Source organism: Planomonospora sp. ID67723, from assembly GCF_015711605.1.
GTDB lineage: Bacteria > Actinomycetota > Actinomycetes > Streptosporangiales > Streptosporangiaceae > Planomonospora_A.
The window spans coordinates 1948731-1966477 of the sequence record NZ_JABTEZ010000002.1 but is presented as its reverse complement, the minus strand read 5'-3'; the positions used below and the strand labels follow the sequence as shown (position 1 = coordinate 1966477).

Sequence of the window (17747 nt, the reverse complement as noted above, 5' to 3'; positions counted from 1 at the left end):
AACAGTCATTTATGACCTCCTCCCCATCTCGACTTGGCCGGGGCAGATATGGATGAATGTCCTCCATCCGATGTAACGCGCCGCCCACCCGAAAGTGAGCCAGGTGTGACATCCACGCCCGACCTGTCCTCGAGCAGTCTCCGGCTCTCCGACACCAAGCGGGCCCTCCTCGAACAGCGTCTGCGCCGCCGCACCCCCGTGCGGGCCACCGCCATCCCCCCGCGCCCTCCGGACCGGCCGGTCCCGCTCTCGTTCGGACAGGAGCGGCTGTGGTTCATGGAGCAGTTCGCCCCGGGGAGCGCCGCCTACACGATCCCGATCTCCCTGCGGCTGCGCGGCCCCCTCGACCCCGACCGGCTGGAGCTCGCCCTGCGCGCCGTCGTGGCACGGCACGAGAGCCTGCGGATGCGCTTCCCCGCCGACGAGGACGGCCGCCCGTACGTCCTCGTCGGGGAGACCGCCGACATCGAGCTGCGCCGCGCCACCGCCGACGAGGCGTCCGCCGCGGACATCTTCAGCGCCGAGACGGCCCGGCCCTTCGACCTGGCCGAGGGCCCGCCGATCCGCTCGACCCTGGTCCGGCTGGCGGAGGACGACCACGCGCTGCTGATCACGGTCCACCACATCGCGGCCGACGGCTGGTCCACCGAGATCCTCACCGAGGAGCTGCGCGCCCTGTACGGCGGGGCCGACCTGCCGGACCTGGAGGTCCAGTACGGCGACTACGCCCTGTGGCAGCGCGAGCGCCCGGTCGCCGAGGCGGATCTCGACTACTGGCGGGAGCGGCTCGCCGGGGTTCCGCCGCTGGAGCTGCCCGCCGACGGCAGGCGCGCCGCCGAGCAGACCTTCACCGGCGCCTCCCACGGCTTCCGCCTGGACCGCGAGCTGACCGATGCGGTGGCCGGGCTCGCCGGGGAGGGCGGCGCGACCCTCTACATGGCGCTGCTGGCGGCCTACCAGGTGCTGCTCGGACGCCACTCCGGGCAGGAGGACTTCGCGGTCGGCTCCCCGGTGGGCGGCCGGCCGCGCCGCGAGCTCGAAGGCATGATCGGCCTGTTCGTCAACGTGCTGGCGATGCGCGCCGAGCTGGACGGCGACCCGACCTTCCGGGAACTGCTCGCCCGGGTCAGGCGCAGCGCCACCGAGGCCTACGCCCACCAGGAGCTGCCCTTCGAGCGGCTCGTCGGGGAGCTCGGAGTCGTCAGGGACGTCTCCAGGCCGCCGGTCTTCCAGGTCGTCCTCACCCTGCAGAGCTACCGGAACGACCGCCAGGACGGCTGGCCCGGCCTGACGGCCGAGCCGTTCGACATGGAGGCCCGGGCCGCCCGATTCGATCTCGAACTCTTCCTGGAGGAGGAGCCCGACGGGCTCCACGGGATCTTCATCTACAACCGCGACCTGTTCGGCGCCGAGACGATCGCGAGCCTGGCCTCGCACCTCGAGACGCTGCTGCGTGCGGCGGTGGCGGAGCCGGACACCCGCATCTCGGAGCTGGAGATCATCACCCCCGGCGAGCGGGCGCGGATCCTCTCCCACGCCGCCGGCCCGCGCGAACCCCACGACCGCGAGGCCACCCTCGCCACCCTGTTCCAGGCGCAGGCGGCACGGACCCCGGACGCCGTGGCCGTGGAGTTCGAGGACGTGAGGCTGACCTACGCCGAGCTCGACGCGCGGGCCGGCCGGCTGGCCCGCCGGCTCCGCGGGCTGGGGGTCGGTCCCGGCTCGCGGGTCGCGATCTGCGCCGAGCGCTCACCCGAGCTGGTCGTCGGCCTGCTGGGCGTGCTGAAGGCGGGCGGGGCCTACGTCCCGCTGGACCCGGACTACCCCGCCGACCGGCTCGCCTTCATGCTCGCCGACGCCGAGGTGACGGCCCTGCTCCTCCAGCGGGCCGTCGCCGACCGCCTGCCGCCGACCGGTGCCGTCACGGTGCCGCTGGAGGAGGGGTGGGATGAGACGGCGGACGAGCCGGCGGGCGAGCCGCCGCCCTCCGCGAGCTCCTCCGACATCGCCTACATGATCTACACCTCGGGGTCGACGGGCCGCCCCAAGGGCGTGCCCAACACGCACTCGGCGATCGTCAACCGGCTCGACTGGATGCAGCGGGCCCACCGCCTGTCCGGCGGGGATGTCGGGGATGTCGGGGATGTCGTCCTGCAGAAGACCCCGGCGGGCTTCGACGTGTCGGTGTGGGAGTTCTTCTGGCCCCTCATCACCGGCGCCAGGCTCCTGCTCGCCCGCCCCGGCGGGCACCGGGACGCCGCCTACCTGCGCGACCTGATCGTCGAGCGGGGCGTCACGACGATGCACTTCGTGCCGTCGATGCTGGCGGCGTTCCTGTCCGAGGAGGGGATCGAGCGCTGCACCTCGCTGCGGCGGGTCGTGTGCAGCGGCGAGGAGCTGGCCCCGCACGTGGCCGAGCGGTTCTTCGCCCGGCTGCCGGGCGCGGAACTGTACAACCTGTACGGCCCGACCGAGGCGGCCGTGGACGTCACCCAGTGGCGGTGCGTGCCGGGGGACGCCACGGTGCCCATCGGGCGCCCGGTGCAGAACACCGAGCTGTACGTCCTCGACCGGCACCTGCGGCCCGTGCCGTTCGGCGTCCCGGGCGAGCTGCACATCGGCGGTGTCCAGCTCGCCACCGGCTACCACGCCCGCCCCGGCCTGACCGCCGAGCGGTTCGTGCCCGACCCGTTCGGCCCGCCGGGCGCGCGCCTGTATAAGACGGGAGACCTCGTACGGCTCCGCCGCGACGGGGCGATCGTCTTCCTCGGCCGGATCGACACCCAGGTCAAGATCCGGGGCCAGCGCATCGAGCTGGGCGAGATCGAGTCGGTCCTGCGCGAGCAGCCGGGCGTGGGCGAGGCGGTGGTGACCGTCCGGGAGGACGGCGCGCCCGGCGACCGGCGGCTGGCCGCCTACGTCGTGCCCGAGGCGCGGCCCGACGCGGCGGCCCCGGAGGCGCCCGGCCCGCAAACGGCCGTCTCCGGCCCGGCGCTCGACCCGGCCGGCCTGCGCGCGGCGCTCAAAGCCGTCCTGCCCGACGCCATGGTGCCCTCCGCGATCGTGGTGCTGGACGCGCTGCCGCTGAGTCCCAACGGCAAGCTGGACCGGGCGGCGCTGCCGGCCCCGCAGCGGCACGGCGAGGCGGGCGGGCGGGGGGCCGAACCCCGCACCCCCGCCGAGCGGGCCATCGCCGGACTCTGGCGGGAACTGCTCGGCGTGGAGACCGTCGGCGTGGACGACGACTTCTTCGAGCTGGGCGGCCACTCCCTGGTGGCCGTCCAGGCGGTCGCGCGCCTGCGGAAGGTGCTTCCCGGGCTGGAGGGAGGGCGCGCGGTCGGGGTCATGGACCTGTTCAAGCACCCGACGGTGCGCGCCCTGGCGGAGCTGGTGGAGCGGACGGACGTGCCGCGGGAACCCCGGTCCCTGCTGTACGAGCTGACCCGGCCGGGCCCCCGGCGGAGCATCACCTACGTCTGCGTCCCGTACGGCGGCGGCCAGGCGATGGTCTTCCAGCCGCTGGCGGACGCGCTGCCCGAGGAGTGCGCGCTGTACGCCATGGCCTTCCCCGGGCACGACCCCGGCCTGCCCGACGAGGAGACCAAGCCCCTGGACGAGATCGCCGACCAGTGCGTCACGGAGATCCTGGAGGGCATCGAGGGCCCGCTGGCGATCTACGGCCACTGCGGCATCGGCGGCGCGCTCGCCGTGGAGGTGGCCCGGCGGCTGGAGGCGCGCGGCCGGGACCTGGAGGCGGTCTACATCGGCGCGATCTTCCCGTTCGCCCGGCCCACCGGCCGCATCGCGGGACCTCTGGGCCGGCTGACCCGTCTCGACCGGCTGCGCGGCGACCGGGCCTACGAGAACCGGATGAAGTCGATGGGCAACGACGTCTCCGGGCTCGACGAGGAGCAGATCAGGTTCATGGTCCGCAACCAGCGGCGGGACACCCTGATCGCGGAGGAGAGCTTCACCCGGCTGCTGGCCGAGGAGATCGCCCCCCTCCGCGCGCCGGTCGTCTCGGTGGTCGGCGAGCAGGACCCCGCGACGGACTACTACCACGAGCGCTACCGGGAGTGGCACTTCCTCAGCCCGGTGACGGCTCTGGTCATCCTCGACGAGGCCGGGCACTACTTCCTGAAGTACCGGGCCGAGGACCTGGCGGAGATCCTGACCAACACCCACATCGCGATGGGGTACGGCGCCGCGCACACCCTCGACCGCACCTCACGCGGCCCGGCCGCGGGCTGGTGGATCGAGGAGACCTCCGCCCTCCCCGCAAAGGCCCCCGACGCCGTCCCGGAGGCCCCGGGCACCCGCCCGCCCGCGCCGCGGCCGGGCGGGACGGCACGCCCGGCTCCGGCGCGCGCGAGCGGGCGGGCCGCGCCCGACCCCAGCATGCGGCGCTTCATGATCGTCGCCCTGGCCCAGCTGGTCTCGATGACGGGCACCGCGATCACCGACTTCGCGATCCCCGTCTGGATCTATCTGACGACCGGGTCGCTGGTGGACTTCGCCCTGTTCACCGCGCTTTCGATCATGCCGGGCGTGGTGGCGGCACCGCTGGTCGGCGCGCTGGTGGACCGGGCGGGCAAACGCCGGATGATGACCGCGGGCGCCTGCCTGGCCGGCGGGACCCAGCTCGTCCTGGGCGCGCTGCTGTGGACGGGGAATCTGGAGATCTGGCACTTCTACCCGCTGACCGCCTGCCTGTCGGTCGCCCTGATCTTCCAGCGTCTGGCCTTCACCACCGCCCTCCCCCAACTGGTGCCCAAGCAGTATCTGGGCCACGCGGCCGGCATCGTGCAGATGGTGATGGGCACCTCCCAGTTCGTCGCGCCGCTGGTGGCCGTGGCGCTGCTGTCCTCCATCGGCCTGAGCGGCATCCTCGCCGTCGACGTGGCCAGCTTCGCGGTGCTGCTGGGAGTCCTGGCGCTCGTCCGCTTCCCCGCCACCATGGCCCACGTGCGCAGGGAGACGCTGACGGCGGAGATCGCCAACGGTTTCCGGATGTCGTTCGGCAACCGCCACCTGCGGGCCGCCCTGCTCTACTTCGCGGTCCTGAACGTGATGCTGGCGGCGCTGCTGCTGTCGATCTCGCCGCTGGTGCTGTCCTTCGCCACGCTCTCCACCGCCGGGCAGGTCTCCTTCGCGGGCGGCGTCGGCGCCACCCTGGGCGGTCTGGTGATCGCGCTGTGGGGCGGCCCGCGCCGGCGCCGGATGCGCGGGGTGCTCCTGGCCACGTTGCTGCTGAGCCTCTTCGCCATCGTGACCGGCCTGCACGCCTCCCCCCTGATCGTGGGCGTCGGCGCCTTCGGCCTGTGGGGCAGTCTCTCGATCGTCAACGGCATCTTCATGACGATCGTGCACGTGAAGGTGCCGCAGCGCTTCCACGGCCGCGTCATGGCGGTCAACCAGATGATCTCGTGGTCGACGCTGCCGCTCGGCATGGCCGTGGTCGCCCCGCTGGGCGAGCGCCTGCTGGAGCCGCTGCTGGCCCCCGGCGGCGCCCTGGCCCCGACCGTGGGCGCCGTGATCGGCGTGGGCGAGGGGCGGGGGATCGCCTTCATGTACATCGTGCTCGGCCTCGGTATCGCCGTACACGTGCTCGTCTCCATGCGGATCCCCGTACTGGCCCGGTTCGACGACGAGGTGCCCGAGGCCACGCCCGACGACCTGGTGGGGGCCCAGGCCCTGCGCGAGCGCGCGGGCAACCGGGTCAGCCTGGCCTGGAGCGCGCCCGCGTTCGCCAAGGCGCTCACCATGCCGCTGTCGCCGGAGAAGGCGTCCGCCCTGCTGGGCACCGAGGTGGAGCGGGTCGTGCTGCGCACCGGCGGGGAGATCAGCGCGGTCTACGAGGTCCGCTGCGCCGACCGGGGCCTGCCGCACCCGGACCTGATCGTGAAGCTCTACCCCGACCTGTTCACCGCCAGGCTCCGCAAGGAGATGCTCGTCTACGACCTGCTGCGCGGCAGCGGCGTCCCGGCGCCCGCCGTCGTGAAGTGGGACGAGTCCAGGCGCGACCTCCCCCACGCCTACCTGGTCATGACGAAGGTCGAGGGAAGACCTCTGTCGGAGGTGTCCGGGGCCCTGCCCGAGCCGGTGATCGCGGGCCTGTACCGGGAGATGGGGACCGCGCTGCGCGCCCTGCACGGGGTGGAGTTGCAGGAGTTCGGCCCGGTCGACGGGGTCCGCGAGCCGACCAACGAGGCTTATCTGGGCGGGCAGCTCGACCTGCGGACGGCCCAGTTCGCCGAGTTCGGCGGCGATCCGGCCCTGCACGCCGAGATCGTCGAGTACGTCGCGGCCCGGCGCCACCTGCTCGCGCGCTGCCGCACGCCCGTCCTGTGCCACCACGACTTCCACGAGCGGAACGTGATGGTCGCCGAACGCGACGGGTCATGGCACCTGACCGGCGTCATCGACATGGAGAACGCCCTCGGCGGCGACCCTCTCATGGACCTGGCGAAAACCGACTACTTCGCGGTCAGGGACGATTCCGTGCGCCGCCGGGAACTGCTGGCCGGATACGGCGAGCTGCCCGCCGACTGGGCCGTGCGCGTCGCCCTCTACCGCCTCTACCACGCGCTGGACCAGTGGGGCTGGCTGGCCACCATCGGCGAGACCGACGCCCTGGCCCCCATCACCGGCGAGATCCGCAACTGCCTGAAGGACTCATCGAAGGAGAGCCGTTGACCGGCGATGTCTTTCCCGCCTCGTTCGCCCAGGAGCGGATCTGGTTCCTGAGCGAGCTGCAGCCGGGGCTGGCGGTGTACAACATCGCCGCGTGCTCCTCCCTGCCCTGGATGCGGCCGGTGGACCCCGAGCTGCTGGAACGCGCGCTCGGCCTGCTGGTGCGCCGGCACGAGCCGCTGCGCACCTCGTTCGCCCTCCGGGACGGGCAGGTCGTGCAGACCATCGCCGCCGACGTCCCCGTGGTCCTGGCCAGGAGCGACGTGTCGGGCGCGGACGATCCCCGGGCGGAGTTCGAGCGGATCGCCGCCGAGGAGTCGTCGGCGCCGTTCTCCCTCGACCGGGCCCCGCTCTGGCGGGCCCGGCTGGTCTTCCTGGGACCGGACGAGACGGGCGAGGACGAGTGGCGGCTGCTCTTCGTCGCCCACCACACGATCTACGACGCCTGGTCCGCCCAGCTCTTCGCGGAGGAGCTGGGCGAGCTCTGCGCGGCGCTGCGCGAGGAGCGCCCGCCGCGCCTGCCGGAACTGGCGATCCAGTACGCCGACTACGCCGTCTGGCAGCGCGACCGGCTGGCCGACGGCGCGCTCAAGGCCGACCTGGACTACTGGCGGGAGAAGCTGGCCGGGAGCGTCCCGTTGGAGCTGCCGCCGGACCGGCCCCGCCCGGAGGAGTTCGGCTACGCCGGCGCCACGGTCGGGTTCTCCGTCCCGGACGGCACGTCCGAGCGGGTCGCCGAGCTGGCCAGGCGGACCTCCACCACGCCGTTCATGGTCCTGCTCACCGCGTTCGCCACGCTGCTGGCCCGCTGGACGGGCCGGACGGACGTCGTGGTGGGCTCCCCGGTGGCCGGTCGCGAGCCGCCGGAGCTGAACCCGCTGATCGGCATGTTCGTCAACACGCTGCCGCTCCGGATCGACCTGGGCGGCGACCCGGCGTTCGGCGAGGCGCTGGAACGGGTCCGCACCACGGTCCTGGAGGCTCTCGACCACCAGGACGTGCCGTTCGCCAAGCTGGTGGAGGCTCTTCGGCCGCCGCGCGACCCCGGCCGGACCCCGCTCTACCAGATCGGCTTCAACCAGCTCCCGATCGACGCCCACGGCCGCCAGCTCTCCACCGGGACGGCCAAGACCGACCTGACCCTGGAGGTGCAGAGCCCGCAGGGCCGGCTGAGCGGCTGGATCGAGTACAGCACCGAGCTGTTCGAGGAGGGCACCGTCCGCCGCCTGCTCTCGGCCTTCCTGGTCCTGCTGGAGGCGGCCGTCGACGACCCGGAGCGGCCGGTCTCCCGGCTCCCCCTCCTGGACGCCGGGGAGCGCGGCCGGCTGCTGACCTCCTGGCACGGCCCCGCCTCGCCGTATCCCGGCCGCTGCCTGCACGACCTGGTGGCGGAGCAGGCGGCGCGGGCACCGGATGCTCCGGCGATCGTGTCGGTCGGCGCGTCCGGCCCGGTGACGCTGACCTACGGCGAGCTGGAGGAGCGGGCCGACAACCTGGCCAGGCGGCTGCGCCAGCGCGGGATCGGCGCGCAGGCGCCGGTGGCGGTGTGCCTGCCGCGGGACGCCGAGCTGGTCGTGGCGCTGCTGGCGGTTCTGAAGGCCGGGGGCTGTTACGTGCCGCTGGACCCGGACTACCCGGCCGACCGGCTCCGGTTCATGCTGGCCGATTCGGGCGCCGGGCTGCTGCTGACCCGTTCGGTCCTGGTGGAGCGCCTGCCCAGCGACCACCCGCCGGCGATCCTGCTGGACGCGCTCCTGTCCGGCCCCCTCCCGCCGCTGCCCCCGGAGGAATCCTCCCCCGACGCCCTCGCCTACGTCATCTACACCTCCGGGTCGACGGGCACCCCCAAGGGTGTGATGGTCCCGCACCGGGGCGTGGTGAACCTGGTCACCGGCCTGGGTTTCACTCCGGCGGAGCGGATGCTGCTGCTGACCTCCCTCTCGTTCGACATCGCCGCACTGGAGATCTTCGGGCCGCTGCTGGCGGGCGGGACCGTGGTGATCGCCCCGCCGTACGGGACGAACGGCCTCGGCTCGCTGATCGCGGAGGCGGGGGTGACCACGGTGCAGGCGCCGCCCTCGGTCCTGGAGGAGATCCTCCGGCACCTGCCCGCCGGGCTGCCCCGGGTCTTCAGCGGCGGCGAACCGCTCTCCGCCCGCCTGGCCGACCGGATCCACGAGGTCGCAGGGGAACTGTGGAACCTCTACGGGCCGACGGAGACGACGATCTGGTCGACGGTCCACCGGACGTCCCGGGAGGCCGGGGCCGTGCCCATCGGCCTGCCGGTGGCCAATACCGTCGCCCACGTGCTCGACGGGGCGATGGAGCCGGTCCCGCCGGGGGTGGCCGGCGAGCTGTACCTTGGCGGCGACGGCCTGGCCCGCGGCTACCGCGGCCGCCCCGGTCTCACCGCCGAGCGCTTCGTCGCCGACCCCTTCGGGCGCGGCACCCGCCTGTACCGGACCGGCGATCTCGTACGGCGGGCGCCCGACGGCACGATCGAGTTCCTGGGGCGCGTCGACGACCAGGTCAAGGTGCGGGGCGTGCGGATCGAGCTCGGCGAGGTGGAGGCGGCGCTGTCGGCCCATCCCGGGGTGCGCAGGGCGGTCGCGTCGGTGCGGGACGACGCCCCCGGAGGCCGGGCGCTGGTCGCCTACGTCGACACGGAGGTCCCCGCCGGAGAGCTGCGGGCGTTCCTGCAGAACCACCTGCCCGCGACGATGCTGCCCAGCCTGTACGTGCGGGTCGGCGACTTCCCCCGGCTGCCCAACGGGAAGCTGAACCGGGCCGCCCTGCCCGCGCCGCACGCGGACGGCGGCCCGTCCCCGGCGGCGGAGCCGTCCACCGCGGGCGAGGAGCTGGTGCACGAGATCTGGTGCGAGGTCCTGGGCCGGGCGAACCTGGGGATCGACGACGACTTCTTCGACGTGGGCGGCCACTCGCTGCTCGGCACCCGGGTCGTCGCCCGGATCTGCTCCGAGATCGGCATCGACCTGCCGCTGAACGTCCTGTTCACCACCCGCACGATCCGCCGCCTCGCGGCCGTCGTCGAGGAACGCCTGGCCGCCGAGATCGACCAGTTGACCGAGGAGGAGGCCGAGTCGCTGATCGACGGACGCGCCTGAGCCGCGGAACCGGTGACCCGGATGCGGTGGGAGGCGGATCCGGGGGTAGGCGGAAGGCATGGCACCTTCCGCACCCGGCCAGGCGGGAACACCTGGACTGACCGCACCGACATCCGAGCTCCCCGAGACGTCCGGCCGGGACGGGAGGCGCGGCTGGACCGGGGCCGTGCGAGCGCTGGCCCGCGGTACCGCCGCGCTGCGCGGCGGGCGGGCCCTGCACACTCGCGGGCAGTCCTTCCTCGCCACCTTCGAAGTCATCGACCATCCCGACATCTACCTGGGCATCCCCGCCCTTGACGACCCGGGGGAGGTGGAGGTCCCGGTACGCCTGTCGAAGGGCGCGTCCCTGCCGGGGCGGTTGCCCGACGCCCTCGGCCTGGCGATCCGGCTGCCGTGCGGATCGAGCCCGTCCGGCCATCTCGACCTGCTGCTGACCACGACCGGCTGGCCGAGGTTCCTGCCCTTCCCCAGCACGGGATTCACCTCCGGCGTCTTCTCCACGCTGGTCTCCTACCGGCACGCGGCCGGGCGGATCCGGTTCCTGGCCGTCTCGGCGGAGCGCACCCGCAAGCTCCCCGCCGACCCCCGCGAGCTCGCACCGGCGGTCGAGGCCGCGCCGCTGAACTTCGTCCTGGGCATCGAGGGGTTCTACCAGCGGCCGCTGGCGCGCCTGACGGTCCACACCCCCACCCCGGACGGGGAGCGGCAGGCGTTCGACCCGGTGCTGAACAGCCATCCGGCCCTGCAGTTTCACGGCTGGCTGCGGCGGGCCCGCGCGGCCGCGTACGCGGGCTCCCGGCTCGGCCGCGACGTACGGCACGGCCGGGGCGAGCACGGCGGCCAGGAAAGCCCGAGCGGGCGGCGGAGTCCCGGTCACCGCCCCGAGCGCGTCTCCTGAAAATTCCCGGAAACGAACAAGTCAATCAAGCGTCAGGCCTTTTCCCGACTTCCTAGGTCATACGATTGCCTGACCCGTTCCAGGTTGATGCCTGCCCCCTTCCGGGCCGAGAGATGCGATGGTGAACATGGCTGAGACCGCCGACGCGACGAAGCGCGGGATCGCGAAGGCCGGTGACGTCGAGGAGCTGGACCTGCGCCAGCTCCTCGCCGGGCTCACAGCCGTGCGCGACGGCGACTTCGGCACGCGCCTGCCCGACGAGGGCGACGGGCTGCTGAAAGAGATCGCCACCGTCTTCAACGGCATGGTGGACCAGCTCTCCCTGTTCACCTCCGAGGTGACGCGCGTGGCCCGCGAGGTCGGCACCGAGGGGCAGCTCGGCGGCCAGGCCGACGTGCCCGGCGTCTCGGGCACCTGGAAGGACCTCACCGACTCGGTCAACGCCATGGCCGGCAACCTCACCGACCAGGTCCGCGACATCGCCCAGGTGGCCACCGCGGTGGCGACCGGCGACCTGTCGCAGAAGATCACCGTCGACGTCCGGGGCGAGATCCTGGAGCTGAAGAACACCCTCAACACCATGGTCGACCAGCTGTCCTCCTTCGCCGACGAGGTCACCCGCGTGGCCCGCGAGGTCGGCACCGAAGGACGCCTGGGCGGCCAGGCCGACGTCAAGGGCGTCTCCGGCACCTGGCGCGACCTCACCGACTCGGTCAACTACATGGCCGGCAACCTCACCAACCAGGTGCGCAGCATCGCCCAGGTCACCACCGCGGTCGCCAAGGGCGACCTGTCGCAGAAGATCACCGTGGACGCCCGGGGCGAGATCCTGGAGCTGAAGAGCACGATCAACACCATGGTCGACCAGCTGTCCTCCTTCGCCGACGAGGTCACCCGCGTGGCCCGCGAGGTCGGCACCGAAGGACGCCTGGGCGGCCAGGCCGACGTCAAGGGCGTCTCCGGCACCTGGCGCGACCTCACCGACTCGGTCAACTACATGGCCGGCAACCTCACCGACCAGGTCCGCAACATCTCCCAGGTGGCCACCGCGGTCGCCAAGGGCGACCTGTCGCAGAAGATCACCGTCTCGGCGCGCGGCGAGATCCTGGAGCTGAAGAACACCCTCAACACCATGGTCGACCAGCTGTCCTCCTTCGCCGACGAGGTCACCCGCGTGGCCCGCGAGGTCGGCACCGAAGGACGCCTGGGCGGCCAGGCCGACGTCAAGGGCGTCTCCGGCACCTGGAAGGCGCTGACGGAGTCGGTGAACGTCATGGCCGACAACCTGACGGCGCAGGTGCGCAGCATCGCCGAGGTGACGACCGCGGTCGCCAAGGGCGACCTGTCGCAGAAGATCCGGGTGGACGCCCGCGGCGAGATCATGGAGCTGAAGGAGACCATCAACACCATGGTCGACCAGCTCTCGGCCTTCGCCGACGAGGTCACCCGCGTGGCCCGCGAGGTCGGCACCGAGGGCAACCTGGGCGGCCAGGCCACCGTCCGCGGGGTCTCCGGCACCTGGAAGGACCTCACCGACAACGTCAACGTCATGGCCTCCAACCTGACCAGCCAGGTGCGCTCCATCGCCCAGGTGGCCACCGCGGTCGCCAAGGGCGACCTGTCGCAGAAGATCACCGTGGAGGCCAAGGGCGAGGTCGCGGCGCTCGCGCAGACCATCAACACGATGGTCGACACCCTCAGCGCCTTCGCCGACGAGGTCACCCGCGTGGCCCGCGAGGTCGGCACCGAGGGCGAGCTCGGCGGTCAGGCCCGCGTGCCCAACGTGGCCGGCACCTGGAAGGACCTCACCGACAACGTCAACTCGATGGCCGACAACCTGACCAGCCAGGTGCGCTCCATCGCCCAGGTCACCACCGCGGTCGCCAAGGGCGACCTGACCAAGAAGATCGACGTGGACGCCCGCGGCGAGATCCTGGAGCTGAAGACCACGATCAACACCATGGTCGACCAGCTCTCCTCGTTCGCCGCGGAGGTCACCCGCGTGGCCCGCGAGGTCGGCAGCGAGGGACGTCTGGGCGGCCAGGCCGAGGTGGAGGGCGTCTCCGGCACCTGGAAGCGGCTGACCGAGAACGTCAACGAGCTCGCCGGCAACCTCACCCGGCAGGTCCGCGCGATCGCCGAGGTGACCAGCGCCGTGACCTCGGGCGACCTGACCCGCTCGATCACCGTCGACGCCTCCGGGGAGGTGGCCGACCTCAAGGACAACATCAACTCGATGGTGAAGTCGCTGCGCGAGACCACCCTGGCCAACCAGGAGCAGGACTGGCTCAAGTCCAACCTGGCCCGGATCTCCGGCCTCATGCAGGGACACCGCGATCTCGCCGTCGTGGCCGAGCTGGTGATGAACGAGCTCGCCCCGCTGGTGCGCGCCCAGTACGGAACGTTCCTTCTGGCGGAGGAGGCCCAGAGCGGGCAGGAGCTGCGGGTGGTCGGCGGGTACGGCCACAGGGAGACGGGCCGCCGCCACGGTTTCGGCGACTCCCTGGTGGGGCAGGCCGCCGTCGCCAGGCGGCCCCTCCTCGTCGAGGACATCCCCGCCGGATACATCACCATCGCCTCGAGCCTGGGGGCGGCGGCCCCGGTCAACCTGATCGTGCTGCCGATCATCGTCGAGGACCAGGTGCTCGGCGTGATCGAGCTGGCCAGCCTCAACCGGTTCACCGCGGTGCACCGGGCCTTCCTTGAGCAGCTGGTGGAGACCATCGGCGTCAACGTCAACACCATCGTCGCCAACGCCAGGACCGACGCCCTGCTCGCCGAGTCGCAGCGGCTGGCGACCGAGCTCCAGATGGGGCAGGAGGAGCTGCAACGTTCCAACGCCGAGCTGGAGGAGAAGGCGGAGCTGCTCGCCCGGCAGAACCGCGACATCGAGACGAAGAACAGCGAGATCGAGCAGGCGCGCCAGGAGCTGGAGGACCGCGCGCAGCAGCTCGCGCTGGCCTCCAAGTACAAGAGCGAGTTCCTCGCCAACATGAGCCACGAGCTGCGCACCCCGCTCAACTCCCTGCTCATCCTGGCCCAGCTGCTCGCCCAGAACCCGGCCCGCAACCTGACCGCCAAGCAGGTCGAGTACGCCAACGTCATCCACTCGGCCGGCACCGACCTGCTCCAGCTGATCAACGACATCCTGGACCTGTCCAAGATCGAGGCGGGCAAGATGAACCTCAGCCTCGAACCGCTGCCCCTGCGGCAGCTCCTGGACTACGTCGAGGCGACCTTCCGCCCGCTGACCACGGAGAAGGGCCTGAGGTTCGACGTCACCGTGGCCTCCGACGTCCCCGCGGAGCTCCTCATGGACGAGCAGCGGCTCCGGCAGGTGCTGCGGAACCTGCTGTCCAACGCGGTGAAGTTCACCGAGAAGGGCTCGGTCGGGCTGCGGGTCGAGCGCATCGAGAAGGAGGACCTGCCGGGAGGACGGGGGCAGGGGACCCTCGCCTTCCACGTGGTGGACACCGGGATCGGCATCGCGGAGGAGAACCTCTCCCAGATCTTCGACGCCTTCCAGCAGGCCGACGGCACCACCAGCCGCAGGTACGGCGGGACCGGACTGGGACTGTCGATCAGCCGCGAGATCGCCGCCCTGCTCGACGGCGAGATCCGGGCGGTCAGCGCGGTCGGCAAGGGCAGCACCTTCAGCCTCTACCTGCCGATCGTCGAGCCCCCGCCCGGCTCGTCCAGGGCCGCGGGGAACGAACCCGCCGAGGAGAGCGCCGAGCCGGAGGCGGCGGCCCCTGCACGGCCCGCCGGGCCGGAGGCGGACAGGCCGTCCGACGGGGACGGGCGCCGCCTGCTCGTCGTGGAGTCGCGCCCCAACGGGCTGCTCTCCCAGCTGGCCGAGAGCGTGGTCGCCGACCTGGCCGAGACGCACGGGCCGGTCCTGGTCGCCACCGCCAACGACCCGGGCACCGCGCTGGAGGCCCTGACCCGCGACGACCACCACTGCATCGTCCTCGACCTGGGAATGCGGCAGGACGCAGTCGCGGAGTTCCTGCGCCTCCTCGACGAGAATCCCGCCCTGGGCGAGCTGCCCGTGCTCGCCCACCACACCCGCACGCTCACCCGCCCGCAGGAGAACCTGTTGCAGGGCCGCTCCAACGCCCAGTCTCTGGAGCGCCTGCCCAGCCTCGACGAGCTGCGCGAGCGCATCACCCTGCACCTGTCGGCGCAGCAGCCCGGTGACGTGCTCCCCCTGGTCCAGCCCAGCCCCGACGAGCGGCCCCGGGTCCCGGACGAGCCGGACACCGTCCTGGCGGACCGCAAGGTCTTGGTCATCGACGACGACGTGCGCAACGTGTTCGCGCTGACCAACATCCTCGAGCTCCACGGCATGCAGGTGCTCTACGCCGAGAACGGCCGCAAGGGCATCGAGACGCTGTCGCGCAACGAGGACATCGACCTGGTGCTGATGGACATCATGATGCCGGAGATGGACGGCTACGCGGCCGCCTCCGCCATCCGCAAGATGCCCCGCTTCGCCGACCTGCCGATCATCGCGGTCACCGCCAAGGCCATGCAGGGCGACCGGGAGAAAGCCCTGTCGGCGGGGGCGAGCGACTACGTCACCAAACCGGTCGACGCCGAGGAACTGCTCACCCGCATGCAGCGGTGGCTGGACATGTGAGCCGCCCCGCCGGGAGGTCCTGCGGTCGGCGGGGGAAGGTTCCCGCGCGGGCTTTCCCCTGCCGAGCCCGGTCGATATGATCTCCGCCTGATCTCGCCGTCGAAGGAGACCGCTCCATGGCCGAGCTGACACGCGTACCCGTCGGTGTCGATCCCAGCGTGCCGAGTTCCGCCCGCGTCTACGACTACCTGCTCGACGGCAAGGACAACTTCGAGATCGACCGGGCCCTCGCCGCCCGCCTGCTGGAGGTCGCGCCGGACACCCGGCTGGTCGCCAAGGCCAGCCGGCGCTTCCTCGTCAGCGCCGTCCGGCACATGGCGGAGAGCGGGGTGCGGCAGTTCCTCGACCTGGGCGCGGGCATCCCCACCTCGCCGAGCGTCCACGAGATCGCCCGGGAGATCCACCCCGACGCCAGGGTCGCCTATGTCGACTACGACCCGGTCGTGAAGCTGCACAACGAGGTGATCCTCTCCGTCGGGAAGGACGTGATCAGCCTCCAGGCGGACGTCCGCGACCCCGGAAGCATCATCGGAGCCCCGGAGATCACCGAGCTCGTCGACTTCTCCGAACCCGTGGGAGTCCTGCTGCTCGGGGTGCTGCACTTCGTCACCGACGCGGAGGACCCCGCCGGGATCGTGCGCGCCTTCCGCGACCGCATGGCACCGGGCAGCCACCTGTTGCTCTCCCACGCCATGGCCGAGAGCGCCCCTGAGGCCGTAGCGCAGCTGAAGGCCACGACCGCGGGCTCTCCGGCCCAGCCGACGTTCCGCACCCACGACCAGGTGCTGGCCCTGTTCGACGGGTTCGACCTGGTCGAGCCGGGACTGGTGCCGGTGCAGGACTGGCGGCCCGACCTGGAGGAGCCTTCGACGAAGCTGCGCGTCGAGGGCGGTCTCGGCCGCAGGAGCTAGAGGGCTCCGCGGCGGCTCACGGCTCCCGCCACAGGCGGCCCTCCTCCGCGAGGGGATCGTGGGCGAGGCGTCCGGGCGCGTCGAAGATCCAGGTCGGCCGGCCGTCCTCACCGAACGGCGGCCAGCCGGGATCCCCGGTGGTCACGAAGGCGACCCAGGCGGCGTGCATGTCACGGGCCAGACCCGGCGGCGGGTTCGGACCGCACATGCGGCCCACCCCCTCGGCGTCCAGGTTGTCGAACACGAACGGCAGGTCCACGCAGTGGCCCGCCCCCACCACCCCGCCGCGCGCCGGTGAGCGCCAGCGGAACTCGTAGGCGTGCACCGGCCGGCCCGCCTCCGCGCACGCCTCGGCGAGCCGCAGGGTCGGCACCCGGAAGATCCGGTCGGTCAGGATCTGTCCCAGCACGTCGAGACCGGCGGCCAGTCGTTCCTCGTAGAACCGCCGCACCCGCGGGCCGGCGTCCAGCGCACGCAGGGCGTCGTGGTACTCCTCCTCACCGGGGGGACCGGGCTGCGACCTGACACTTTCGTTGAACTCCTCGGCGGTGGCCCCGATGAGAACCGCGGCCGGGTGCGCCGAACCGTCCCGGATCATGTCGTACGGGCTGCGCGACACGACCTCGCCGTCGTTGACCGGGTTGAATCCCTTCGGGCCCGGCCGGAAGATCGCGCCGAGAGGACCGGGGCCGGGCTCCTCCGAGCCCAGCGAGCCGTACGCCGCGACCAGTTCCTCGGGGGCGAAGGCGGAGAACGCCTCGGCCGTGGGCGGCACGCCGAGCCGCGCGGCGAGCGCGCGGGCGGCCTGCCTGGCGGGCTCGACCGGCTCCCACGCCACCGCCCCGCCGCTCATGTCGATCACCCGATGGAGCAGGCCGGCGGCGCCGGGCACCGCGAGCAGGGTCATGCTCGCCTGGCCGCCCGCCGACTGCCCGCCGACGGTCACCGCGCCCGGGTCACCGCCGAAGGCCGCGATGTTGTCGTGGACCCAGGCGAGCGCCCGCACCCAGTCGAGGACGCCCAGGTTGACCGGGGCCCCGTCGAGGGGGAGGAAGCCCTCGACGCCCAGGCGGTAGTTGACGGCGACGAACACCACCCCGTCGCGGGCGAAGGTGGTCCCCCGATACCACGGGCTGGCGTTGCTGCCCCCGTTGAAGGCGCCGCCGTGGATCCAGACCAGCACCGGCAGCCCGGCCGACCCGGGGTCGGGCGTGAAGACGTTGAGGTTGAGGTAGTCCTCCCCGGCGATGAGCGGCTCGGGGACACCCTCGGTGTAGTCGCTCGGCGGCTGGGGGGCGGTCGGTCCGTAGGCGTGGCAGTAGCGCACCCCGTCCCAGGGACTCGGGGGAACCGGCGCGGCGAAGCGCCGCCGACCGGCCGGAGGGGCTGCGTAGGGGATTCCGAGGAACTCGGCCACACCACCGGCCCAGTGCCCGCACACCCGTCCGCTCGTGGTCACCACCTGGGGGTCCATGCCC

General features: G+C 72.5%; 6 protein-coding genes. 5 read left to right on the top strand and 1 reads right to left on the bottom strand.

The window, feature by feature from the left end:
• Positions 1–105: 105 nt before the first annotated feature.
• From HS041_RS21290 to HS041_RS21270, 5 genes are all read left to right on the top strand, one after another.
• Entirely contained in the window at positions 106–6696 is a 6591-nt protein-coding gene (locus HS041_RS21290) for a non-ribosomal peptide synthetase (protein WP_307845391.1), read from the top strand.
• Positions 6693–9818 (top strand): non-ribosomal peptide synthetase, encoded by a 3126-nt coding sequence (locus HS041_RS21285; RefSeq protein ID WP_196442394.1) that lies wholly within the window; start codon positions 6693–6695, stop codon positions 9816–9818. The genes HS041_RS21290 and HS041_RS21285 overlap by 4 nt, the downstream gene beginning before the upstream one ends.
• Positions 9819–9876: 58 nt before the next feature.
• On the top strand, positions 9877–10716 hold the full coding sequence (locus HS041_RS21280) for a hypothetical protein (protein WP_196442393.1): 840 nt from the start codon (positions 9877–9879) through the stop codon (positions 10714–10716).
• A 127-nt stretch (positions 10717–10843) separates the two neighbouring features.
• On the top strand, positions 10844–15358 hold the full coding sequence (locus HS041_RS21275; RefSeq protein WP_230879165.1) for a hybrid sensor histidine kinase/response regulator: 4515 nt from the start codon (positions 10844–10846) through the stop codon (positions 15356–15358).
• A gap of 116 nt (positions 15359–15474) precedes the next feature.
• Positions 15475–16269, top strand: a complete 795-nt coding sequence (locus HS041_RS21270) for an SAM-dependent methyltransferase (RefSeq protein WP_196442392.1) — start codon at positions 15475–15477, stop codon at positions 16267–16269.
• A 16-nt stretch (positions 16270–16285) separates the two neighbouring features.
• On the opposite strand, the gene HS041_RS21265 is transcribed toward HS041_RS21270, so the two are convergent.
• Positions 16286–17743 carry a carboxylesterase/lipase family protein gene (locus tag HS041_RS21265; protein WP_196442391.1) on the bottom strand — a complete coding sequence of 486 codons (1458 nt, stop codon included), beginning with the start codon at positions 17741–17743 and terminating at the stop codon, positions 16286–16288.
• Positions 17744–17747 lie beyond the last annotated feature (4 nt).

Bases quoted from the DNA above. Each gene is read 5' to 3' on its own strand.
- HS041_RS21270 (WP_196442392.1), top strand. From the start codon at position 15,475: ATGGCCGAGCTGACACGCGTACCCGTCGGTGTCGATCCCAGCGTGCCG.
- HS041_RS21275 (WP_230879165.1), top strand. From the start codon at position 10,844: ATGGCTGAGACCGCCGACGCGACGAAGCGCGGGATCGCGAAGGCCGGT.
- HS041_RS21280 (WP_196442393.1), top strand. From the start codon at position 9,877: ATGGCACCTTCCGCACCCGGCCAGGCGGGAACACCTGGACTGACCGCA.
- HS041_RS21265 (WP_196442391.1), bottom strand. From the start codon at position 17,743: ATGGACCCCCAGGTGGTGACCACGAGCGGACGGGTGTGCGGGCACTGG.